This is a genomic window from Stenotrophomonas sp. STK16_22 (assembly GCF_051984505.1).
In the GTDB taxonomy this organism is placed as follows: Bacteria; Pseudomonadota; Gammaproteobacteria; order Xanthomonadales; family Xanthomonadaceae; genus Stenotrophomonas; species Stenotrophomonas maltophilia_A.
The window spans coordinates 3,350,151-3,370,463 of sequence record NZ_CP196972.1 but is presented as its reverse complement, the minus strand read 5'-3'; the positions used below and the strand labels follow the sequence as shown (position 1 = coordinate 3,370,463).

At 64.9% G+C, this 20,313-nt stretch carries 12 protein-coding genes; 5 read left to right on the top strand and 7 right to left on the bottom strand.

The window, feature by feature from the left end; all coding sequences use genetic code 11:
• The first annotated feature begins 1 nt into the window (after position 1).
• The 5 genes from ACSYAO_RS15805 (at position 2) to ACSYAO_RS15785 (ending at position 4,819) form a co-directional block, all read left to right on the top strand.
• Positions 2–1,252: an NAD(P)/FAD-dependent oxidoreductase gene (locus ACSYAO_RS15805; RefSeq protein WP_049460722.1), complete on the top strand. Its 1,251-nt coding sequence runs from the start codon at positions 2–4 to the stop codon at positions 1,250–1,252.
• On the top strand, positions 1,249–2,607 hold the full coding sequence (gene gorA / locus ACSYAO_RS15800) for a glutathione-disulfide reductase (protein ID WP_049460720.1): 1,359 nt from the start codon (positions 1,249–1,251) through the stop codon (positions 2,605–2,607). Before ACSYAO_RS15805 ends, gorA begins: the two co-directional genes overlap by 4 nt.
• Positions 2,608–2,795: 188 nt before the next feature.
• Positions 2,796–3,716, top strand: a complete 921-nt coding sequence (locus ACSYAO_RS15795; protein ID WP_049460728.1) for a DMT family transporter — start codon at positions 2,796–2,798, stop codon at positions 3,714–3,716.
• Positions 3,623–4,051 carry an MGMT family protein gene (locus ACSYAO_RS15790; RefSeq protein WP_414574461.1) on the top strand — a complete coding sequence of 143 codons (429 nt, stop codon included), beginning with the start codon at positions 3,623–3,625 and terminating at the stop codon, positions 4,049–4,051. Before ACSYAO_RS15795 ends, ACSYAO_RS15790 begins: the two co-directional genes overlap by 94 nt.
• A 93-nt stretch (positions 4,052–4,144) precedes the next feature.
• Positions 4,145–4,819, top strand: coding sequence for a rhomboid family intramembrane serine protease (locus ACSYAO_RS15785; protein WP_005410509.1), 675 nt, complete (start codon positions 4,145–4,147; stop codon positions 4,817–4,819).
• Positions 4,820–5,059: 240 nt separating this feature from the next.
• Here the strand turns inward: ACSYAO_RS15785 and ACSYAO_RS15780 are convergent, their stop codons facing one another.
• The 7 genes from ACSYAO_RS15780 to ACSYAO_RS15750 all read right to left on the bottom strand — a co-directional run bounded on the left by ACSYAO_RS15780 (position 5,060) and on the right by ACSYAO_RS15750 (position 19,992).
• A complete protein-coding gene (locus ACSYAO_RS15780) occupies positions 5,060–6,643 on the bottom strand; it encodes a phytoene desaturase family protein (protein ID WP_049460726.1) in 1,584 nt (527 codons plus the stop codon).
• A gap of 77 nt (positions 6,644–6,720) precedes the next feature.
• Entirely contained in the window at positions 6,721–7,215 is a 495-nt protein-coding gene (locus ACSYAO_RS15775) for a VOC family protein (RefSeq protein ID WP_032128230.1), read from the bottom strand.
• Between the two features lie 126 nt (positions 7,216–7,341).
• Entirely contained in the window at positions 7,342–9,348 is a 2,007-nt protein-coding gene (locus ACSYAO_RS15770; RefSeq protein ID WP_049460715.1) for a M13 family metallopeptidase, read from the bottom strand.
• A gap of 308 nt (positions 9,349–9,656) precedes the next feature.
• Entirely contained in the window at positions 9,657–11,759 is a 2,103-nt protein-coding gene (locus ACSYAO_RS15765; protein ID WP_049398732.1) for a M13 family metallopeptidase, read from the bottom strand.
• A gap of 190 nt (positions 11,760–11,949) precedes the next feature.
• On the bottom strand, positions 11,950–14,802 hold the full coding sequence (locus ACSYAO_RS15760) for a TonB-dependent receptor plug domain-containing protein (RefSeq protein ID WP_149909470.1): 2,853 nt from the start codon (positions 14,800–14,802) through the stop codon (positions 11,950–11,952).
• A 186-nt stretch (positions 14,803–14,988) separates the two neighbouring features.
• Positions 14,989–17,016 carry an alpha/beta hydrolase family protein gene (locus ACSYAO_RS15755; protein ID WP_107431283.1) on the bottom strand — a complete coding sequence of 676 codons (2,028 nt, stop codon included), beginning with the start codon at positions 17,014–17,016 and terminating at the stop codon, positions 14,989–14,991.
• Positions 17,017–17,184: 168 nt separating this feature from the next.
• Entirely contained in the window at positions 17,185–19,992 is a 2,808-nt protein-coding gene (locus ACSYAO_RS15750) for a TonB-dependent receptor domain-containing protein (RefSeq protein WP_049460709.1), read from the bottom strand.
• Positions 19,993–20,313: the final 321 nt, after the last annotated feature.

Genomic DNA, 20,313 nt, shown 5'->3' with positions numbered 1-20,313 from the left:
GATGCAGGGCGCGCGCGAGGATGTGATCGTGGTCGGCGCCGGTGCCATTGGACTGGCCGTCGCGCTCGCGCTGCGCGCACAGGGCCGGCAGGTACGCGTGATCGACCGTGGGCGTGTCGGCGGCGCGACCTCGCATGGCAACTGCGGCACCATCACCCCCAGCCACGCGCCGCCGCTGCCTGCGCCTGGCGTACCGTTGCGCGCGCTGCGCTGGATGCTCGATCCGCGTGCGCCGTTGTACGTGCGTACGCGACTGGACCCTGCATTGTGGCGCTGGCTGCTGCAGTTCAGCGCACGCTGCAATGCCCGCGACTGGCTGCAGGCCACGCGCGCCCGCGCTGCGCTGCTGAATGATTCCCGGCTGCGCCTGGCACAGTGGGTGCAGGTGCATGCGCTGGACTGCGAATTCGATACCCGCGGTCTGGACTACGTGTTTGGCGATGCCCGCAATTTCGATCACCACGCCGCTGAGTGTGAGGCACTGAACGCGCAGGGCATCGCCACGGCGCGCATCGACGGCGCCGATTATGCGCGCGACAATCCAGCTTTCCATGATCGCATTGCCGGCGCGATCCACTTCCCCGGCGATGCGCAGCTGCGTCCGGACCGCTACACCGCCGAACTGGCGCGCGTGCTGCGTGCACAGGGCGTGGTGATCGAGGAGCAGGCGGACATGCAGGATTTCAGCACCGACGCGCAGGGTGTGCGCGTGCACGTCGGCGAACGCACGCTGCACGCACGCGAGCTGGTGCTGGCCACCGGACCGTGGTCGCCGCGCTGGGCACGGCAACTGGATCTGCGCGTGCCGATCCAGCCCGGCAAGGGCTATTCGGTGACCTGGTCGCGACCGGTGCAGGTGCCGCAGCGCCCGGTGGTGCTGAAGGACCATTCCGTGTTCGTGATTGCCTGGCGCGAGGCGTTACGACTGGGCGGCACCATGGAATTCGCCGGTGCCGACCCGCAGCTGCGCACGGCCCGCCTGCAGGCCCTGCATCAGGCCGCCGACCACTACCTGCGTGCGCCACGCGGTGCGCAGCTGCAGGAGCAGTGGTGCGGGTGGCGCCCCATGAGCGTGGACGACGTGCCATTGATCGGCCGCGCGCCCGCACATCCTCACGTCTGGCTTGCAGCGGGGCATGGCATGCTCGGCATCAGCATGAGCGCCGGCACCGGCCAGCTGATCGCCGATCTCGTCTGCGGCCGCACGCCAGCGATCGATCCTGCCCCTTACCGACCCGAGCGATTCCGATGAGCACTGCACCCTATGATTACGACCTGATCGTCCTTGGCGGCGGCTCCGCCGGCCTGGCTGGTGCGATCCGTGCCGCGCAGCATGGCAAGCGCGTGGCAATGCTGGAGCCCGGTGAGCTGGGCGGGACCTGCGTCAATGTCGGCTGCGTGCCGAAGAAGGCGATGTGGCTGGCGGCCGACCTGCACGAGCGCATCGGCCTGGCCAGTGCGATGGGCTTCGATGTTCAGGCGCGCCCGGCGCTGTCGTGGAAGGAACTGGTGATCCATCGCCAAGCCTACATCAGCAACATCCACACCAGCTACCACAAACGCCTGGATGAGACCGGCGTGGTGCGCATTCCGGCGCGCGGCCATCTGCTCGATGCGCATACCGTGGCCTGCAGTGATGGCGTGCGTTACAGCGCCGAGCACATCCTGATCGCCACCGGCGCGCACCCGCTGCGTCCAGATATCCCCGGCGCGGAACTGGGCCTGGTCTCCGATGATTTCTTCGATCTGCGTGCGGCACCGGCCGAGGTGGCGATCATCGGTGGCGGTTACATCGCGGTGGAGCTGGCCGGCCTGCTGCAGGCACTGGGCAGCAAGGTGAGCCTGCTGGTGCGTGGCCAGCGGCTGCTGGATCGCTTCGATTACGAGCTGACTGATCAGCTGGCCGAGAACCTGAAGCAGCAGGGCGTGCGCATCCATTTCGGCTATCGCCTGCGCGAACTGCAGCGCGATGGCAAACGCGTACGTGCGTTCGGCCATGACGGCCCGCTCGACAGCGTGTTCGACGCGGTGTTCTTCGCCACCGGCCGCCGCGGCAACAGTCGTGATCTGGGCCTGGAAGCGCTCGGCATCGGCATTGGCGAACATCAGCAGGTGCAGGTGGACGAATGGCAGACCACCAGCGTGCCGAGCGTGCACGCGGTGGGTGACATCGCCGGCAAAGTCGGCCTGACTCCGGTGGCGGTGGCGGCGTCGCGGCGCCTGATGGATCGCCTGTTCGGTGGCCGCCCGCAGTCGAAGATGGATTACGAGAACGTGGCCAGCGTGGTGTTCTCGCACCCGCCGCTGGGTGCGGTGGGCATGAGCGAGGAAGAAGCGCGCGCGCGGTTCGACCAGGTGAGCGTTTACCACAGCCGTTTCCGACCGATGCTGCAGGCGCTGGCCAACGGTACCCAGCGCAGCCTGTTCAAGATGGTCTGCGCCGGCCCGGAAGAACGCGTGGTGGGTATCCACCTGCTGGGCGAAGCGGCCGACGAGATCCTGCAGGGTTTCGCGGTGGCGGTGAAGATGGGCGCGACCAAGGCCCAGTTCGATGACACCGTGGCGATCCACCCGACCTCGGCCGAGGAGGTGGTGTTGATGCGCTGACCTGCGGTTGCTGCAGAGCCGAGCCCATGCTCGGCCGTCGCTCTTTGTAGAGTCGAGCCATGCTCGACTGCGGTGGAAAGACAGTCGAGCTTGGCTCGGCTCTACAGGGCGGGCACCGGACGCCCCCGTGCGACAATGGGCGCCCCCACGCTTTCCCGGGCCGCTCCGAGCGGCCCGCCGTCGTCCTGATGTCCAATCCCGCTTCCCGTATCGCCACCGCCTCCCCACGCATTGCGCTGGGGGGTATCGGCCTGGCCGCGATCGGCGCCATCGCTGCTTCCGGCAAGGCGATCATTGTCAAGCTCGGCCTGCGTCACGGCGTGGATGCCACCACGCTGCTTGCCCTGCGCATGCTGATGGCGCTGCCGCTGTTCGTACTGATGGCGCTGTGGGCCGCGCGCCGGGCCGGACCACTGTCCTGGGCCGACCGTGCCCGCGTGCTGTGGCTGGGTTTCACCGGCTACTACCTGTCCAGCCTGCTCGACTTCCAGGGCCTGCAGTACATCAGCGTGACGCTGGAACGGCTGATCCTGTACTTGAACCCGACCCTGGTGCTGCTGATCAACGTGCTGCTGGCGCGCCAGCGGCCGGGCCGATGGCAGATCGGCGCGCTGGCGCTGAGTTATCTGGGCGTGCTGCTGGCGTTCGGCCATGACCTGCAGCGAGAGGGTGGGCAGATCATCGTTGGCAGCCTGCTGGTGCTGGGCAGTGCGCTCAGCTATGCGCTGTACCTGTTCGGCAGCGGGCAGGTGGTCGCGCGTATCGGAGCGGTGCGGCTGACCGCTTACGCCAGCTGCGTGGCCAGCGTGCTGGTGCTGCTGCATTTCGCGGTGACCCATCCGCTGCCGTTGTTGTGGCAGGCGCCTGCGGCGGTGCAGTGGTTGTCGCTGGTCAATGCCACCGTGTGCACGGTGCTGCCAGTGCTGGCGATCATGCTGGCGGTGCAGCGCGTGGGTTCGTCGCTGGCCGCGCAGGTCGGTATGCTGGGCCCTGTTTCCACCATCGTGATGAGCCTATGGCTGCTCGACGAACCGATGGGGCCGGCGCAGATCGCCGGCACCGTGCTGGTGCTGATCGGCGTTCTGCTGGTAACCCGCCTGCGGCGCTGACGCCTGAGCAGGCGCGCGCGCGCATCCTGGCGGTGATCCGCGCGATCCCGGCGGGGCAGGTGATGGGCTATGGGCAGGTGGCGCTGCGCGCGGGCCTGCCCGGGCGTGCGCGCCTGACCGCGCGCATCCTGGGCCAGAACGACGACCCGGACCTGCCCTGGCATCGCGTGCTGCGCTCGGATGGGCGCATTGCCATGGAGGAAGGCTCGGCTGGTTGGCGCGAGCAGTCACAGCGGTTGCGCGCGGAGGGCGTGGTGGTGGAGAACGGCCGGGTGCGGATGACGGCGGCTGATCCGGCGGCAGCACTGGATGCCGCTGTGTGGGGTCCGGGCTGAGCACCGCTGGCGACTGAACAGGCCGCGCCTGCCGGTCGCCAACAAGACACGGTGCTGCGGCTATGATGGAGGCCGTTCCATGCCGGTGCTCCCATGTTCCCGCGACTGCCAACCGTCACCAAGGCCCTGCTGATCGCCAACGCGATCCTGTTCCTGCTGCAGCAGCCGTTCCTGCTCGGCATGCAGACCTTCGAGCCGTTCATGCTGCAGCCGTTGCAGCAGGGCTTCGATGCGTTCTCGCCGGGCGGCAATTTCCAGCCGTGGCAGCTGCTGACCTATGGCTTCCTGCATGGCAGCTTCGGCCATCTGTTCTTCAACATGCTGGCGGTCTTCATGTTCGGCGCGCCGCTGGAGCAGACCTGGGGCGAGAAGCGCTTCCTGCTGTATTACCTGGTGTGCGTGGCCGGTGCCGGTGTCTGCCAGCTGCTGGTGGGTACGCTGCTGGAAAACCCGGCCACGGTGCTGGGTGCTTCCGGTGGCGTGTTCGGCCTGCTGCTGGCCTACGGCATGCTGTTCCCCAACCAGCGGGTGATGCTGCTGTTCCCGCCGATCCCGATGAAGGCGCGTACCTTCGTGATCCTGTTCGGTGTGGGCGAGCTGGTGCTGGGCATGACCGGCTGGCAGCCGGGCGTGGCCCACTTCGCACACCTCGGCGGCATGCTGTTCGGCTGGTTGCTGATCCGCTACTGGCGCGGGCAGCCGCCGTTCAACAAGCGCCGCCCGCCTGGCCCGCCGAAGCGCCCCAACCATCTGCGCAGCGTGAAGTGAGGCGCGATGCGCCTCGCTTCACGCGGGTAGGTGCCAACCTTGGTTGGCACGCCTTGAATGGGATCATTTGACGCTGTAGGTGCCGACCTAGGTTGGCACGCTTTGAATGGGATCATTTGACGCTGTAGGTGCCGACCGTTGGTCGGCACGCTTTGCTGCCTCGTGCCAACCAAGGTTGGCACCTACCAACAGCAGATGATGCAGGCGACGGGGTACACGCGCCTCCACGATGGCGAGGCTCTACATATCCTGCAACACCACCTGCGCGGCATTGTGCCCGGGCGCACCGGTCACACCGCCACCGGGATGGGTACCCGACCCACACAGATACAACCCCGGAAGGGCGCCGCGGTAGCCGGCCTGGCCGACCATCGGTCGAGCCGAGAACAGCTGGTTGGCACTGAGCGCGCCATGGAAAATGTCGCCGCCGACCAGGCCGAAGGTGCGTTCCAGATCCAGCGGCGACAGCACCTGCCGACCGAGCACGCTGCCGGCAAAGCCGGGCGCATACCGTTCGACGGTGGCAATCATCAGGTCCGCCACAGTCTCACGGTGATCATCCCAGTGGCGCCCGTCGGGCAGTACCGGCGCCACGTGCTGGCAGAACAGGCTGGCCACATGCTGCCCGCGCGGCGCCAGTGAATCATCCAGCGTGCTCGGAATCAGCATCTCTACGATCGGTTCGCGCGACCAGCCTTCGCGGCGCGCATCCAGCCAGGCGCGGTCCATGTAGTCCAGGCTGGGGGCCATGATGATGCCGGCGCTGAGGTGATCGCCGGGGCCGGGCAGGGCACGGAAGTCCGGCAACCGCGACAGCGCCACGTTCATCCGGAAGGTGCCGGAACCGCAGCGCCAGTTCGTCATGCGTTCGCGTGTGGCAGCGGGTACCTGCGTCGGCTCCAGCAGCTGTTCGTACAGCAGCTTCGGATTGACGTTGGCCACCACCGCGCGAGCACGCAGGGTTTCGCCGTTGGGCAGTTCCACCCCCACGACGCGGCCTTGTTCGGTCAGTACCTGTTGCACACCGGCATCCACGCGCAGTTCGGCCCCGGCCTCGCGCGCCGCACTGGCGATGGCCTGGCTGATCGCGCCCATGCCGCCGATCGCGTGGCCCCACGCACCCTTTACGCCATTGCACTGGCCGAATACGTGGTGCAGCAGCACGTAGGCACTGCCCGCTGTATACGGGCTTGCGTAGTTGCCGACGATGCCATCAAAGCCGAACAGCGCCTTGATCGGCTCGCTCTCGAACCAACGGTCCAGGTACTCCGCCGCCGACAGCGTGAACAGGTCCAGCAGTTCCTGCCGCAGTGGCGCATCCAGCGCCGCCAGTTCGCGGCCGAGTTTCCCCATCTGCCATAGTGCGGGCAGCGCACGCCAACCGCCTGCTACACCCAGGTCGGGCGGCGCGCGCAGAGCCCATGCGCGCAGTACGTCGGCGAAGATTTCCAGGCGTTCCTCGTACGCGGGCAAGCGCTGCGCATCCCGCTCGGAGAACTTCGCCACTTCGGCCTGAGTGCGGCCAGGTGCCGACAACAGATAGCGGTCGTCGGGCAATGGCAGGAAGTTGTTGGCCGGGCGCGCGACGATGCGCAGCCCATACGCATGCAGCTGCAGGTCGTCGATCACCTTCGGCTGCAGCAGCGAGACCGTGTACGAGGCGACTGAATTGCGGAAGCCGGGATGGAATTCCTCGGTGACCGCAGCGCCGCCAAGAACGCCGCGACGTTCCAGCACCAGCACCTTCTTTCCGGCACGCGCCAGATAGGCCGCGCAGACCAGGCCGTTGTGGCCACCGCCAACGATGATCGCATCCCAGGTCATCTGCACCTCGCGAAAAAGGGGACGGAGGGGATTAAGTCGCAATTCGCATGGGGTCACCGGCAATGGGGAAAAACGACTTAATCCCCTCCGTCCCCTTTTTTGATCGCTGCTTCGATGGTGGCGATGTCGATCTTCTTCATCGGCATCATCGCGTTGAATGCGCGCTTGGCCAGTGCCTTGTCCTGGCTGGTCACCGCTTCGATGAGCATGCGCGGGCTGATCTGCCAGGAAATGCCCCAGCGGTCCTTGCACCAGCCGCATTGGCTCTCCTGGCCACCGTTGCCGACGATCGCATTCCACAGGCGGTCGGTCTCGGCCTGGTCCTCGGTCTGGATCTGGAAGGAAAACGCTTCGCTGTGCTTGAACGCGGTGCCGCCGTTGAGGCCGACGCAGGGGATGCCGCAGACCGTGAATTCAACGGTCAGTACGTTGCCTTCCTTGCCGTCCGGATAGTCACCGGGGGCGTGATGCACGGCGGTCACCGCGCTGTCGGGCAGGATACTGGCGTAGAAGGTGGCGGCCTCGAGTGCGCCGTTGTCATACCAGACACAGATCGTGTTCTTGTGTGCCATGTCGGGGCTCCACGTTGGACGAAGCCGCAGCGATAGCATGCGCGGTGTTAATCCGGGATCGTGCTGCACCTGCAAAAAAGGAGGGCGCCCGAAGGCGCCCTCTGCGTTACCCGTGTGGCAGCTGGATCAGCGCCAGACCTTGATCTGTTCGGCTTCACTGCGCTGCATCGGCTGGCCGGCCTTGCAGCTGAAGGTGGCGCCGAAGGCCGGCAGGTTGGCCAGCGTGCCGTTGCTGCGCCACAGGCCCGGTGCACGGATGTCGGCGGTCAGGCGACGTACGGCCTCGTTCGGCGCCAGCTGCTGCGCCCACAGCGCAGACCAGGCGCGGAAGAAGCCCTGCTGCTGGGCCTGCTTGGCCTTCGGCTCCTGCGCGACATACGCCGCCCAGGCCAGTTCCAGACCGGCGATGTCGGCCAGGTTCTCCTCCTGGGTGAGCGTGCCGTTGACCTTGGCACCCTTCACGCCCGGGAAGTCGTAGGCGCTGTACTGCGCGGCCACGCGGTTACCGAGCAGGGTCCAGGCGGTCTTGTCGGCCGGGGTCCACCAGCTGCGCAGCTCGCCCTTGGCGTCGACCAGCGCGCCCTTGGCATCGATCGCGCGGGTCAGCTCATGGCCGACCAGGCCACCGAAGCTACCGAACTTGTCGGCAGCGTCGGCCTTGGCGTTGAACACCGGGCCCTGCAGGATCGCGGCGGTGACGATCAGGCGGTTCTGGGCCAGATCGTAGGCCAGCGAAGGCTGCTGCGGCAGCACGTCCCAGCGACGGTCGGCGTTGCCCTTGCCGATGCGCTTCATTTCCTCGCGATGGCGCCAGGTCGAAGCAATCAGCATGTTGCCACCGAACGAACCGCGGCCCATCGGCTGCACGCTGTAGTCGAGGTCGCGCAGCGGGGTGCCGATCTCGATCTTCAGCGCAGCCAGCTTGGCCTGCGCTTCGGCCTTGGCTTCGGTGCTCATCCAGCTGCTGTTCTTGACCGCCTCGATCTGCACTTCGCGCACCTTGTCGACGATCCACGCCGCCTGGCGACGATCTTCGGCGGACAGGTAACGGGCAGCGTATTCGCGACCGACCATCGGGCCAGCGGCTACGTTGATCGCCTCCAGCACGTCTTCCCAGCGCTGCGGCGGCAGGGTTTCGCCACGCAGCACGCGGCCGCGGAATTCGAACTCGGCGTCGCGGTAGGCCTTGGACAGGTACGGCGCCATCGAGTCGCCCACGCGCCAGCGCAGGTAGGCCTTCCACTGGTCCGGCTTGAGCTTGGTGACCATGCCGTCGAGCTGCTTGAACAGGCCCGGGTCGGCCAGCGAGACCAGGTCGTCATCCACGCCCTGTGCCTTCAGGAAGGCATCCAGCTGCAGGTTGCGGTAGCGGCTGTTGAGCTCCTTGGTGGAGATCGGCGCGTAGTTGTTGAACGGGTTGTTGATGCCGGCCAGCGACTGTGCATTGCGTGCCAGCTCGGTTTCCAGCGCGATCACTGCCTGCGACTCGGCATCCAGCTTGGCCGCCGGGGTGCCGGTCAGCGCCAGGATCTGCTTGACGTAGTTGCGGTAGCGGCCCATCAGCGCCACGGTGTCGGCGTCGGTGCGGGTATAGAACGCCGGATCCGGCAGGCCCATGCCGCCCTGCATGAAGTAGCCGATGTGACGGTCCAGCGCTTTCAGATCGACGTCGGGGCCGAAGTTGAATGCCACCGGGATGCCGACCTGGTGCAGTGCGGCGATCGAGGCCGGCACATCCTTGGCCTTCTTGATGGCGTTGATGCGGGTCAGCAGCGGGGCGATCGGGTTGGAGCCGTCTGCTTCCACGGCCGCTTCGTCCAGGCCACTGGCCCAGAAGTCACCCAGCAGCTTCTGAACGTTGCCCTGCGGCGCCTTCATCGCTGCGTCGAGCAGTTCACGCTGCTGCTGGCGGCTGCGGTCGACCAGCTGGCCCAGCGCGGTGGTGGCGCCGGTCTGCGGCACCGGGTTGGCCTTCAGCCAGCCTGCATTGGTGGCGTCGTAGAAGTCGCTGCACTGGGCACTGACAGCCGGGGCACGCGCGGCCTTTTTCTTGGCGGCGAAGGCATCGTGGGTCGGGACCAGAGTCGCCAGGCTGATGCCCAGGGCGATGGCAAGCGGACGGAAATTGGGCATGTGGAACGAATCCGTGATGGATTGAGGGCGCGCGCACTATAGCAAGCCGCGCATGGGCGCGGCATGCACGCATCACGGCGCATCCGCCGGGTATGGCCCGGCGCTACCGGGTGTGTGGCATCGACACCGCATGCATGCATCACGGTGGCTCCGCCGTGCCGTGCGCCGACCAAGGTCGGCATCTGCCAATGGCGTGGGCCTGCACAGGCGCAGCAGATCCACGCCATGCGTGGATGACGGGCGCCGCAAAAAACAAAGGCCCGGGAGTTCCCGGGCCTCTGCAGGTCTACCTTGGCATCAGCCAGGGCTTACCAGATCACCACCTGCTGCTCGCCGGCGCGGGCCATCGGCGAACCGGCCTTGCACTGGAAGGCCGCGGCAAAGGTCGGCAGGTTCGACGGCGCACCCATGGCGCGGAACTGCGCCGGCGCGTGCGGGTCGGTGGCCAGGCGGACCTTGGCGTTTTCCGGGGTGTACTTGGTGCGCCACACGGTGGCCCAGTTGAAGAAGAAGCGCTGGTCGCGGGTGAAGCCATCGACCTTTGCATCTTCCTTGCCGGCGGAGGCCTTCTGCAGGGCGTCGTAGGCGGTAGCCAGGCCGCCCAGGTCGGCGATGTTCTCGCCCAGGGTCAGGTGACCGTTCACGGCCTGGCCGTCGACCTTGTACTGGTCGAACTGCTTGACCAGCTTGCCGGTCAAGCCTTCGAAGTTCTTCTTGTCAGCGGCAGTCCACCAGTCTTCCATGTTGCCGGTCGGCCCGAAGCGTGCACCCTGGTCGTCGTAACCGTGGGTCATTTCGTGGCCGATCACCGCACCGATGCCGCCATAGTTCAGTGCGTCGTCGGCCTTCGGATCGAAGAACGGCGGCTGCAGGATGGCGGCCGGGAACACGATCTCGTTCTGCAGCGGGTTGTAGTAGGCGTTGACCGTCTGCGGGGTCATGCCCCACTCGGTCTTGTCCACCGGCTTGCCAATCTTGGACAGGTTGAACTTGTAGTTGAACTCACTGGCTGCGCGCACATTGCCCAGGTAGCTGTCGCGCTGGGTCTGCAGGCCCGCCCAGTCACGCCACTTGTCCGGGTAACCGATCTTCGGGGTGAAGGTTTCCCACTTGGCGATGGCCTTGGCCTTGGTTTCATCGCTCATCCAGCTCAGGCCCTGGATGCGTTCCTTCAGCGAAGCGGCCAGGTTCTTCACCAGCTCTTCCATCTTCGCCTTGGCTTCCGGCGAGAAGGCAACCTTCACGTACAGCTGGCCGAAGGCTTCACCGGCGTCGTTCTCGATGGTGCCCAGCACGCGCTTCCAGCGCGGCTTCTGTTCCTTCTGGCCATTGAGGGTCTTGCCGTAGAACTCGTAGTTCTCCTGCACGAAGGCATCGGCCAGGTACGGCGAGGCGCTGTCCACGGTGTGGAAGCGCAGGTAGGCGCGCCACACCGACGGATCGGTATCACCCAGCGCCTTGCTCACTTCCTCATGGAAGGCCGGCATGGCCAGCGAGAACTTCTCCGGCGCGGCTACGCCCTGCGACTTGAAGAACTCGGTCCAGCTGAAGTTCGGGGTCAGCTTGTCCGCGTCGGCCAGGGTGACCGGGTTGTAGTACAGCTCGACGTTGCGCGACAGCTCCACGCGCGACTTGGAGGCCTTGGCCAGGCGGGTCTCGAACTTGACCACGTCCTCGGCCTGCTTGGCAGCGTCGGCAGCGGCGACGCCGGACAGCTCCAGCACCTTGGCGACGTGCGCCTGGTAGGCCTTCAGCTTGTCGGCGTTCTTGGCATCGGTGTAGTAGGTGCTGTCCGGCAGGCCCAGGCCGCCCTGGCTGGCGTAGGCCAGGTTGACGGCCGAGTTCTTGAAGTCGGCTTCGGCGCCGAAGCCGAACAGGACGTTGTCACCCTTGGCCGCGCTGCTGCGCAGGTAGTCGGCGATGGCCGCCTTGTCCTGCAGGCCGTCGATCGCGGTCAGGTCGGCCTTCAGCGGCTCGATGCCCTGGGCATTGATCTTGGCTTCGTCCATGCCGGTGGCCCACAGGTCGCCGACGATCTTCTCGATATGGTTCGGGTTCTTGACCTGCGCGACCTGTTCAGCCAGCTGGTGCTGCACGGCCACCGAACGCTCGTCGAGGATGGTGAACGCGCCCCAGCTGGTGCGGTCGCCCGGAATTTCATTGGCGGCCAGCCACTTGCTGTTGACGTAGTCGCCGAAGGCGCCACAGGCGTCCTTGCTGGCATCCAGATCGCTGGGCTGGAAGGCGTTGTAGGCCGGCAGCTTGCTCTCGTCCAGCGTGTAGTTGGTGGCTTCGGCCGCGGCCGGCGTGGAGGCGGTGGCGTCCTTGGCCGGGGTTTCGTTCTTGCCGCAGCCGACCAGCGCGGCCGAAACGGCCAGGGTCAGCAGCACGATCTTGGGAGTACGGGTCACTTTGATGGCCTCCAGGCCGAGTGAGTCAGGGAAGGGCCGCGGGGACGGCCGTGGGCCGAACAATACGCCGCCGGCCTGCCCTGCAAGGGTGTCGAAGGTCATGGCCGGGCGCAAGGGGGCCGCTTCGTGGGCCGGAAAAGACAGACCCGGCAAAAGCCGGGTCTGTCGGGGTACTGCGATCAGGCGTGGATCAGAACTTGTACTTCAGACGCACGAACGGGGTGCGGCCGTAGTAGTCGTACTGGGTGGCGAAGGCCGGTACGTTGCCGTAGCGGGAATCGGCGACACCGATGGAAACCAACGGCGGGGTCTTGTTGAAGATGTTGCTGACGCCCACCAGGATTTCCCAATCGGCCTGCGCGTAGCTGACCGAAGCGGTGTGGTAGATGCGCGAGTCGGCCACGATGTCACGATAGGAGTTCGGACGACCCTGGTAGGTGAACACCGGGCTCAGATCGATGTCTTCGGTCTTGTGGATGTAGGTGGTCAGCCAGTTGTACGACCAGTCACCACGGGTCAGGCTCAGCGCCAGGTTGCCCACCACCTTCGGACGGCCGATGTCACCCAGCAGCTCCGAGGATTCCAGGCCGCTCGCAGCTGCGCTGGAGAACACTTCCTGGGTGTCTTCGATCGTGTAGGTGACCTGGGTCTCGGCCGAGAACTTGCCGAACGAGAAATCGTGGTCGAAGTTTGCGGTCAGGTCGTAGCCACGGGTGCGCTGCTTGTTGATGTTGATGAACTTGTTCTGGATCTGGGTCACCGCATACGGCTGGGTAGCACTGGCCGGATTGCGGGTCAGCAGATCGCAGTAGCTGTTCGGGTACACCGTGCCGCCGTAGCAGCCACGCATGACGTTGGTGCTGCCCAGCTGCGCGATTTCATTGCTCACTTCGTAGTCGAAGTAATCGATGGCCACGCTCAGGTTGGCGAAGGTCGGGGTGAACACGATACCGGCGGTCTTCGCACGCGAAGTTTCCGGAATCAGCGAATTACCACCGCCCTGGCGGTACACCGTGCCGCTGCTGCCGCCGCCGGCATAGTCGGCCGGGATACCTGCGGCCGCACAGTTGGCCTGGTAATTGGTATTGGAGCTTTCACCCCAGCGTACGCACGGATCGTTCGCCTGCTGGAAGAAACCAGTCTCGTTGCCAAGGTACAGCTCATACAGGCCCGGCGCGCGGTAGGAGGTGCCGATCGAACCGCGCAGACGCAGCGACGGAATGACCTGCCAGTTCAAGCCGACCTTCCAGACATTGTCCGAATCGGCAACGTTGTCGTACTTGAACACGCGACCCGAGGCGTTCAGGCTCAGCGATTCCACCGCCGGCAGGCCCTTCAGCAGTGGCACGTCGAACTCGACGAAGGCTTCCTTGACCTTGTCGTTGCCCTTGGTCACATCAGCCGAGGACGAGCCCCAGATGTCGCCAGTGCGGGACAGTTCGCTCGGCTGGTCGTTGAGCGAGTAATAGCGGTATTCCAGGCCGCCCGCAAAACCGACCGCACCGGCCGGCATCTCGAACAGGTCGCCGCTGACGACGGCGTTGATGGTAGCCTGCTTGTAAGTGGTCTTGCCCCAGTCCCACGCACCGAGCTTGTCGACCAGCTCGTCGACCTTGCGGCCGCTCAGGTAGTCCGGGTCGAAGTAGTTCACCGCCGGCGGCGCGTCGGTGTAGTCCAGGTCGCCGCTCTTGGAGGCCTGGATGGCCAGATTGCCGTACTTGCCACTGGAGTGGCTGAAGTTCGCGTTGACTTCCCACGCCCAGGTGTCGGTGCCCTTGAACAGGCCGTCAAGCTTGGTGGCGGCGTAGAAGTAATCGACGGTGACATCCTGCTGGGACTTGAACAGCATCACCGGGTTGGCGACGATCTCGGTACCCGGGATGTAGGCATACGGGAAGAACTGGCGCCAGGAGAACGTCTCGGTTTCGCGACGGTTGAACAGGAACTGGGTCTTCCAGTTGACCGAATCGAAGCCGAAGTCGGTGGCCACGTAGGCGGTCTTCCGCTCCTGCTTGTTGATGATGTGGCCCTGGCCCCAGCGCGCGAAGTTCACCGGCTCATCGAAGAAGGCCTGGCCGCGCGCGTAGCTCTGGGTCTTGCGCGGGCGGTAGCCCGGCAGCGGGCCGACAGTGGTGCCATCACCCGACGGCACATAGCGGGTGCTGCCGATGTCGACCACGTTGTGCAGCATGTTGACGCAGTTGGCCAGCGGCGTACCGGCATTGAGCGAACGATCTTCGCGGTCGATGCGGTTGCCGTCGGCGTCCTTGACCAGGTCGTTGCTGCAGTTGAGGAAGTCGCGGTCGCCGCGGGTCAGCTCGTTGTGCTGATACCACTCGACGGCAGCGATGATGCTGCCCTTCTCGAAGTTCCAGCCATTGGCCAGCGACGCCGAGAACACTTCACCGCCGCCTTCGGTCGGGACGCGGCCGGTAACGGTCAGCTCCGGGCGCTCGATGTTCTTCTTGGTGATCAGGTTGACCACACCGGCCACGGCGTCGGAACCATAGATCGAGGACGAACCGTCCTTCACGATCTCGGCACGCTGCAGGATGGCGGTGGGAATGACGTTCAGGTCGAAGGCGCCGACGGCGCCACGGGTACCGGCCGGGCCGGGGCGCTGGCCATCGAGCAGCACCAGGGTGCGGTTGGCGCCCAGGCCGCGAAGCGACACGGTCTGTACGCCGGTGCCGCCGTCCACGACGAAGCCGCCGAACTGGTGGGTGATCTGGGTTTCGGCCGAACCGATGGCCGACTTCTGCAGGAACTCGGCCACGTTGACCTGGCCCTGCTTCGCGTTGGTTTCGGCGTTGATGGTGAACACCGGCGAAGTGGTCTCGTAGTCCGCACGGCGGATCAGGGAGCCGGTGACTGTGACCTTGTCAAGATCGGTTGCGCGGGTGGAAGTGCTTGAGCTGCTTGACGCCTTTGCTTCCTGCTGGGTGGATTCCTGGGCCAGAGCCGGTGCGACCTGCAGGCAGGCCAGCACAGCAAGAGTCAACGGGACGCGGCTTGGCTTATATTGGCGGTTGGCGTTGCGCATTTCGGTTTGATCCCCACTTGTTATGCTTCGGTTAATGGAGTGTATGAGTCGCGTAAAGTAAATGCAACATGAATATTAAAATCTCTTAACTTGCTGTTGTTATGGGGAAATTCAGTATTTGGGGCATGAAAAAGCCCCTGCCTGGCCGGCAGGGGCTTGGTGAAAGCGAGGGTGCCCGGGGAGGGATCAGAGGCCGCCGGGGCCGCAATCCTTGCTCAGGTAGTCGGCCATGAGCGTCAATGTCGTCCGGAAGTGCGCGGGGTACCACGGCATGCTGTGCGGCATGTCGGGGATCAGCTCGAACCGGGCTGGGACCTTGCCCTGTACGCCGTTGTAGAAGTTCCTCGCATGGAAGGACGGCGTGCGTACGTCACGGTCGCCGACGAAGGTCAGCAGAGGAATCGTGGCCTTCGCAGTGTTCTGCATCGGGTCCATGCCCTTCACCGTGCGCCCCTGCAGGATGCGTTGCAGGCGGTTCTGGCTCCAGGAGGTGCCCAGCCGGCCAAGATCGGTGACCGGGGCGCCAGCGATGGCGCACTGGTAAGGGGAGGGGCTGCGCACTGTCGCGGCGGCAGCCGCGAAGCCGCCGTAGGAATAGCCGAAGATCGCGATACGGTCCTTGGCGGCGATGCCCTGTGAGACCAGCCAGGCGGCGCCGTCATCCTTGTCGTCCTGCATCTTCTGGCCCCACTCGGCGTCACCTGCCAGCCAGAGCTTGCGGCCAAGGCCGGCGCTGCCGCGGTACTGAGGGCGCAACACGGCGTAGCCGCGCGAAGTGAAGAACGGCACCCAGCCGGATGCATCCCAGCCGGTGTAGTCGCGTGCCCACGGCCCGCCGTGCGGATGAACGAGTGCCGGCAGCGGGCCGTCGCCCTGCTTCCAGCCCGGCGGGAGATCCAGAATCGCTGGAATCTGCAGCCCATCGCGTGCGGTGTAGGTCACCCAGCGTTGTTCACCGATCTGCTTGCTGTCCACCCAGGGGCGCTCGCTGCCCAGCGGCACGACATTCTTGCGATCAGCCAGGATGAAGTAGCTCTTCGGGTTGCGGTTGCTTTCCGTGGTGAACAGGACGCGCGAAAGGTCGTCGTTGTAGCCGGTGATGTAGATGCTCAGGCCGGGATAGGCTTTCTGCAGGCCCTCCTGCAGGGCCTTCATCTGCGGATCCACGTACACGGCCTGTCGCTGCGGACCGTCGATATAGAAGCCGAGGACCTGGTTGAAGTTGCTCTTGCGCGTGCCCAGGATCAGTGAACTGATCGAGAAGGAGGGATGGGCGGCCAGAGGCTCCTTGTCGAACTCCTTTTTGGCAGGATCGTACAGTCGCGCCTGCACCAGATCCGAGAACTGGTCGGTCAGCACGTACAGCTTGCCGCTGTCATCGTCTATGCCGACGACTTCCACCGTATAGCGTTCGCTCAGTCGGGTGGTCAGGGGGGCGTGCACTTCGAACTGGCCGGCGCTGTTCTTGATCAGAATGCGTTGTTCGAAATCGTCGGAGCCGGCGGATTCGACCTGGGTCTGGGTAAGGACTTCACCTGTGCGGGGATGGAACAGGCCGGGTGACGTGCGGGAGCTGCCTTTGAACAGCAGTTCGGTCTGGCCCGTGCGCAGGTTGAAGCGATAGTAGTTGGCCTGCAGCGTGGCCTCATTGAGCTGGCTGATGATGACCCTGTCTGCATCCAGCGGCAGCCCATGGACGAGCGAGGCGGTACCCGCAAGTTCGAGGCAGCGAAGGGTCTCGGGGCTGACCCCGAGCGTGCGGGTGTTGTTGGCGAACGCCTCGTCGAACTTGGTCTGGGTGGCGTCGGTGAGGTAGGCCTTGGTCAGGAAGGTCTTGGTGGCTCCCGTACTGTTGCCTTCACCGCAGCCGCCGAGTTTGCCTGTCCATTCCTGGCGCCCGATGACGAGGTTGCGTCCCGCCTTCAGTGCGCTTGCCGCGATGAACTTCATCCGGTCACCGGATGGCGTGATGGCGACCGGACCGGCGCCGAGGTTATCCAGGTTCCAGTTGGCCAGGGCGGTATCGCTGTTGTCGCTGCCGGGCGCGGCGACGATCGCGACCAGCTGCTTGCCGTCGGCGCTCATGGTGACCGACTGGATGGTGGGGATCTTGGCGAAATCCTCGGCTGGCAGAGGGCTTGCGAGGGCAGGGGCAATGCACAGCGCCGCCAGTGCGGCGGCGCCAAGGCGGGCGGGGGACAAGCGCAGTTCCATGGTCGGCAGGGTCCTTGTGGCGGGCACATCAATATGACCTGAAGATGAACGAAGACGTGAATCCAGTCAACTTGGCGTGAATGCCCGGGCGCGCGTCACGCCCTGGAGGGACGGCCAGCAAAAAAAGACCCCGCCGGGGCGGGGTCTTTGGTGCGGCAAGGGCCTGGATCAGTGATCGCCGAACTCGTACTTGGCCTGCACATAGATGGCACGCCCGTAGGCGTTGTACAGGTAATTGTTGTACGGCTGGCCGCTGGTGCCGGCGAAGCTGAAGCGCTGGTTGTCCGGCATCTTGTTGAACACGTTGTTGACCATCAGCGACAGGGTCAGGTTGTCCAATGCACGGTAGTTCACGCTCAGGTTGTAAGTGGTGTAGGAGCCCCACTTGCCTGCCTTGTAGCCGGAGCTGTGGACGTAGTCGTAGCCATTGCCCACGTACGCCATGTAGTTCGGCGTCTTGCCAATGTAGTTGGCATACAGGGTGGTGGTCCATTTGTCCTTGGCCCAGCCGACCGAACCATCGGCGCGCACCTTGGCGTACGAGTCGTACACCCACATCGCGTACGGGTCACGCAGCAGGTCCAGGAACTCATCGCCCGGCTGCGGCTGCAGTTCGCGCTTGAGCATGTCGGTGTAGTTGCCCGAGAACTGAAGCGAACCGAAGCGGCCCATGTCGTGCACGTACTTGAAGCTGGCGGTCAGCGCTTCCAGGTTCTGGCGGGCGACGTTCATCTTCGGGGTGTAGATCTCGTCCAGCACGCCGGACGCATCGCGGGTGATCCAGTCGTTGACGTTCTGGCAGCTGGCCGAGGTGTTGTTGGCCTGGCCGCCACGGCAGTAGTACTCAGCCAGCAGCAGCTGGTCGGAGCTGAGCGTATCGACCTCGTTCTTGATCTTCCAGTTGTAGTAGTCCACCGACAGCGACAGGTTGTTGATCGGTGCCCACACAACACCTGCATTCCAGACGTCGGCGGTGATCGGTTCCAGGTCCGGGTTGCCGGCGCGGGTGCCGAACACCGAGACGCTGTCATACGGGCAGCCGGTGGTGTTGGCCGGGTCGTAGCCCAACTGGCCGCAGCGGTAGTAGTCGGTGGAGCCGTTGGCGTAGTAGCCGCTACGGCCCTGGAATGCGTCGGACAGGGTCGGAGCGCGGAACGCCGTACCGTACTTGCCGCGGAACAGCAGGCTTTCGATCGGACGGAACTCGACGCCGATGCTGTAGGTGGACTTGTCGACGGTGTTGCTGCCGATCTTGAAGGCGTCGTAGCGACCGGAACCGGTCACCGTCAGCATGTCATGCAGGGGCAGGCGCAGTTCGCCGGTCACCGCATAGTTGCTGCGGTGGCCAGCACCGGAGACCGCCGTGGTGCCCCAGACGCTGCCATCCATCAGGCCCGGATCGGGGCTGTAGTCCCAGCCTTCGCTTCCACCTTCAACGACCACGGCCAGGCCGGCGTCGCCACCGGGCAGCTTGAACAGTGATCCATTGGTGACCTGTGCACGGGCCAGGTTCTGCCAGGTGCGGCTCTGGCTGTAGCTGTAGCCGGTGAAGGTCTGGAAGTCACCGGCCGGCAGCGGCGCGTAGAACGCTTCCCAGTTCGGGCTGTAGATGTCGTAGCCGGTGCTGGTGGTTCCCAGCACCGGGCCGAGCACGCGTTGTTCGAAGTAATCGTTGATCGGGTCATTCCAGCGCACGAAGTTGCGCTCGGTCAGCTTGTACTCGCCGCGGGTGAAGCTGAGGCTGTAGTCCCAGTTGCCGGCCGTGCCGCGGCCGCCCAGCGTCACCTGATAGGCCTTGTTGCGGTCGGTGTTCATGATGTCGCGGTAGCCGGCGCCGCCGATGTCTTCCGGGGCGAACACGCGCTGCAGGTTCATGTACTGGCCGCTGGCCTGGTCGTAGAAGCGGCCCCAACCGGAAGAGGTGCCCCACCAGGTGTAGCCGGAACCCGTCGCGTACTTGACCTCTTCCAGGCTGTACAGCGCATCGCCGAACAGCTGGAAATTGTCATTCACGTCGAAGGTGGCAGAGCTGTAGATCTGCGCGCTTTCCTTGCCGTTCTTGATGGTCTTGTAGCCGGTGCCATAGGTCGAGCCGCATGCCTGGCCGGTGGGGCGGGTGCCGAGCACGGTGGTGCCATCGAACTGCCCGGCGACGTTGGCGCACAGGTTCGGGTCCATCATCGCGTAACGGTTGTTGTTGGCCGGCAGCAGCACCAGGAAATCGTTGGAAACGTACTGCGGGCTGTAGCCGTCGGGGTTGTTGACCTTGGTCAGATCGCGTTGGTAGCCCCAGATCGGGCTGGTCTTTTCGTACTGCACGTTGACCAGCGCGTGGAAGCGGTCATCGACACCATTGAAGCCGCGGGCGCCGCTGAAGCGGAAGCTGTTGCCGCCGCCTTCGCTGTAGGCGCCGCCACGGACGTTGAGGACGCCACCATCCATGCGTTCCTTGAGGATGATGTTGACCACGCCAGCGATCGCATCGGAGCCATACAGTGAGGACTGGCCGCCCGGCAGGATCTCGATGCGCTCGACGATGTCGATCGGAATGCCGCTGATGTTGTTGAACGTATCGCCGCCGTTGTACAGCGCCGGATATGAAAGCATCGGGCGGCCGTTGATGAGGTACTTGGTGTAACCCGGGCTGAGGCCGAACATGCCGGCGGCTTCGGCGCCCTGGGTGAACGAGGCCGAGGTCTGGCCACCCTGCAGGCCGCCAGTGGACAGCGAGGACTGCTGCAGGACATCGGCAACGCTGGTGAAGCCGCGGGTCTGGATGTCCTCGGCGGTCACGGTCAGGACCGGTGTGTGGTTCTCGATCTCGGTCTGCGGAATCAGCGAACCGGTGACCGTCACGCGGTCAAGCTGGGTCGGTGCGTTGCCGCTTTGCGCCAGGGCCGTGCCGGAGGCGAGCAGTGTGCCGAGCAGGGCGAGCGTCAGTGGGTGGCGCGAGAGTGTGGAACGATGGCGAGACATGGAAAATCCCCGTAGTGAGCGATGTCTTGGCTACCGGCTTCCGTGTCGGCTTAGCGATCTGTTCAGTTGCATTCCATTCAGCCGGACCGTAACACGCACTTAACGCAGGGAACACACGATCGTCATTTCGTCAATCGGGCTTTTGCCTGAAAAATGGCGGTATATCAATGACTAACGCCAATTGTTTTGGAGTGTTTCAAAAGATGGCGATATGAAAGACATTCTTTCGTAGTGCATTTGCTGCTTCTGCATCAATGCTTTACCGAAGGCTTCCTGGAACCAAAAAAAAGGCCCCGCCGAAGCGGGGCCTGGTCCAGACAC

Excerpts from the sequence above, each read along its gene's own strand:
- ACSYAO_RS15805 (WP_049460722.1), top strand. The coding sequence starts at position 2 with ATGCAGGGCGCGCGCGAGGATGTGATCGTGGTCGGCGCCGGTGCCATT.
- gorA (WP_049460720.1), top strand. The coding sequence starts at position 1,249 with ATGAGCACTGCACCCTATGATTACGACCTGATCGTCCTTGGCGGCGGC.
- ACSYAO_RS15795 (WP_049460728.1), top strand. The coding sequence starts at position 2,796 with ATGTCCAATCCCGCTTCCCGTATCGCCACCGCCTCCCCACGCATTGCG.
- ACSYAO_RS15790 (WP_414574461.1), top strand. The coding sequence starts at position 3,623 with ATGGCTGCTCGACGAACCGATGGGGCCGGCGCAGATCGCCGGCACCGT.
- ACSYAO_RS15785 (WP_005410509.1), top strand. The coding sequence starts at position 4,145 with ATGTTCCCGCGACTGCCAACCGTCACCAAGGCCCTGCTGATCGCCAAC.
- ACSYAO_RS15780 (WP_049460726.1), bottom strand. The coding sequence starts at position 6,643 with ATGACCTGGGATGCGATCATCGTTGGCGGTGGCCACAACGGCCTGGTC.
- ACSYAO_RS15775 (WP_032128230.1), bottom strand. The coding sequence starts at position 7,215 with ATGGCACACAAGAACACGATCTGTGTCTGGTATGACAACGGCGCACTC.
- ACSYAO_RS15770 (WP_049460715.1), bottom strand. The coding sequence starts at position 9,348 with ATGCCCAATTTCCGTCCGCTTGCCATCGCCCTGGGCATCAGCCTGGCG.
- ACSYAO_RS15760 (WP_149909470.1), bottom strand. The coding sequence starts at position 14,802 with ATGCGCAACGCCAACCGCCAATATAAGCCAAGCCGCGTCCCGTTGACT.
- ACSYAO_RS15755 (WP_107431283.1), bottom strand. The coding sequence starts at position 17,016 with ATGGAACTGCGCTTGTCCCCCGCCCGCCTTGGCGCCGCCGCACTGGCG.
- ACSYAO_RS15750 (WP_049460709.1), bottom strand. The coding sequence starts at position 19,992 with ATGTCTCGCCATCGTTCCACACTCTCGCGCCACCCACTGACGCTCGCC.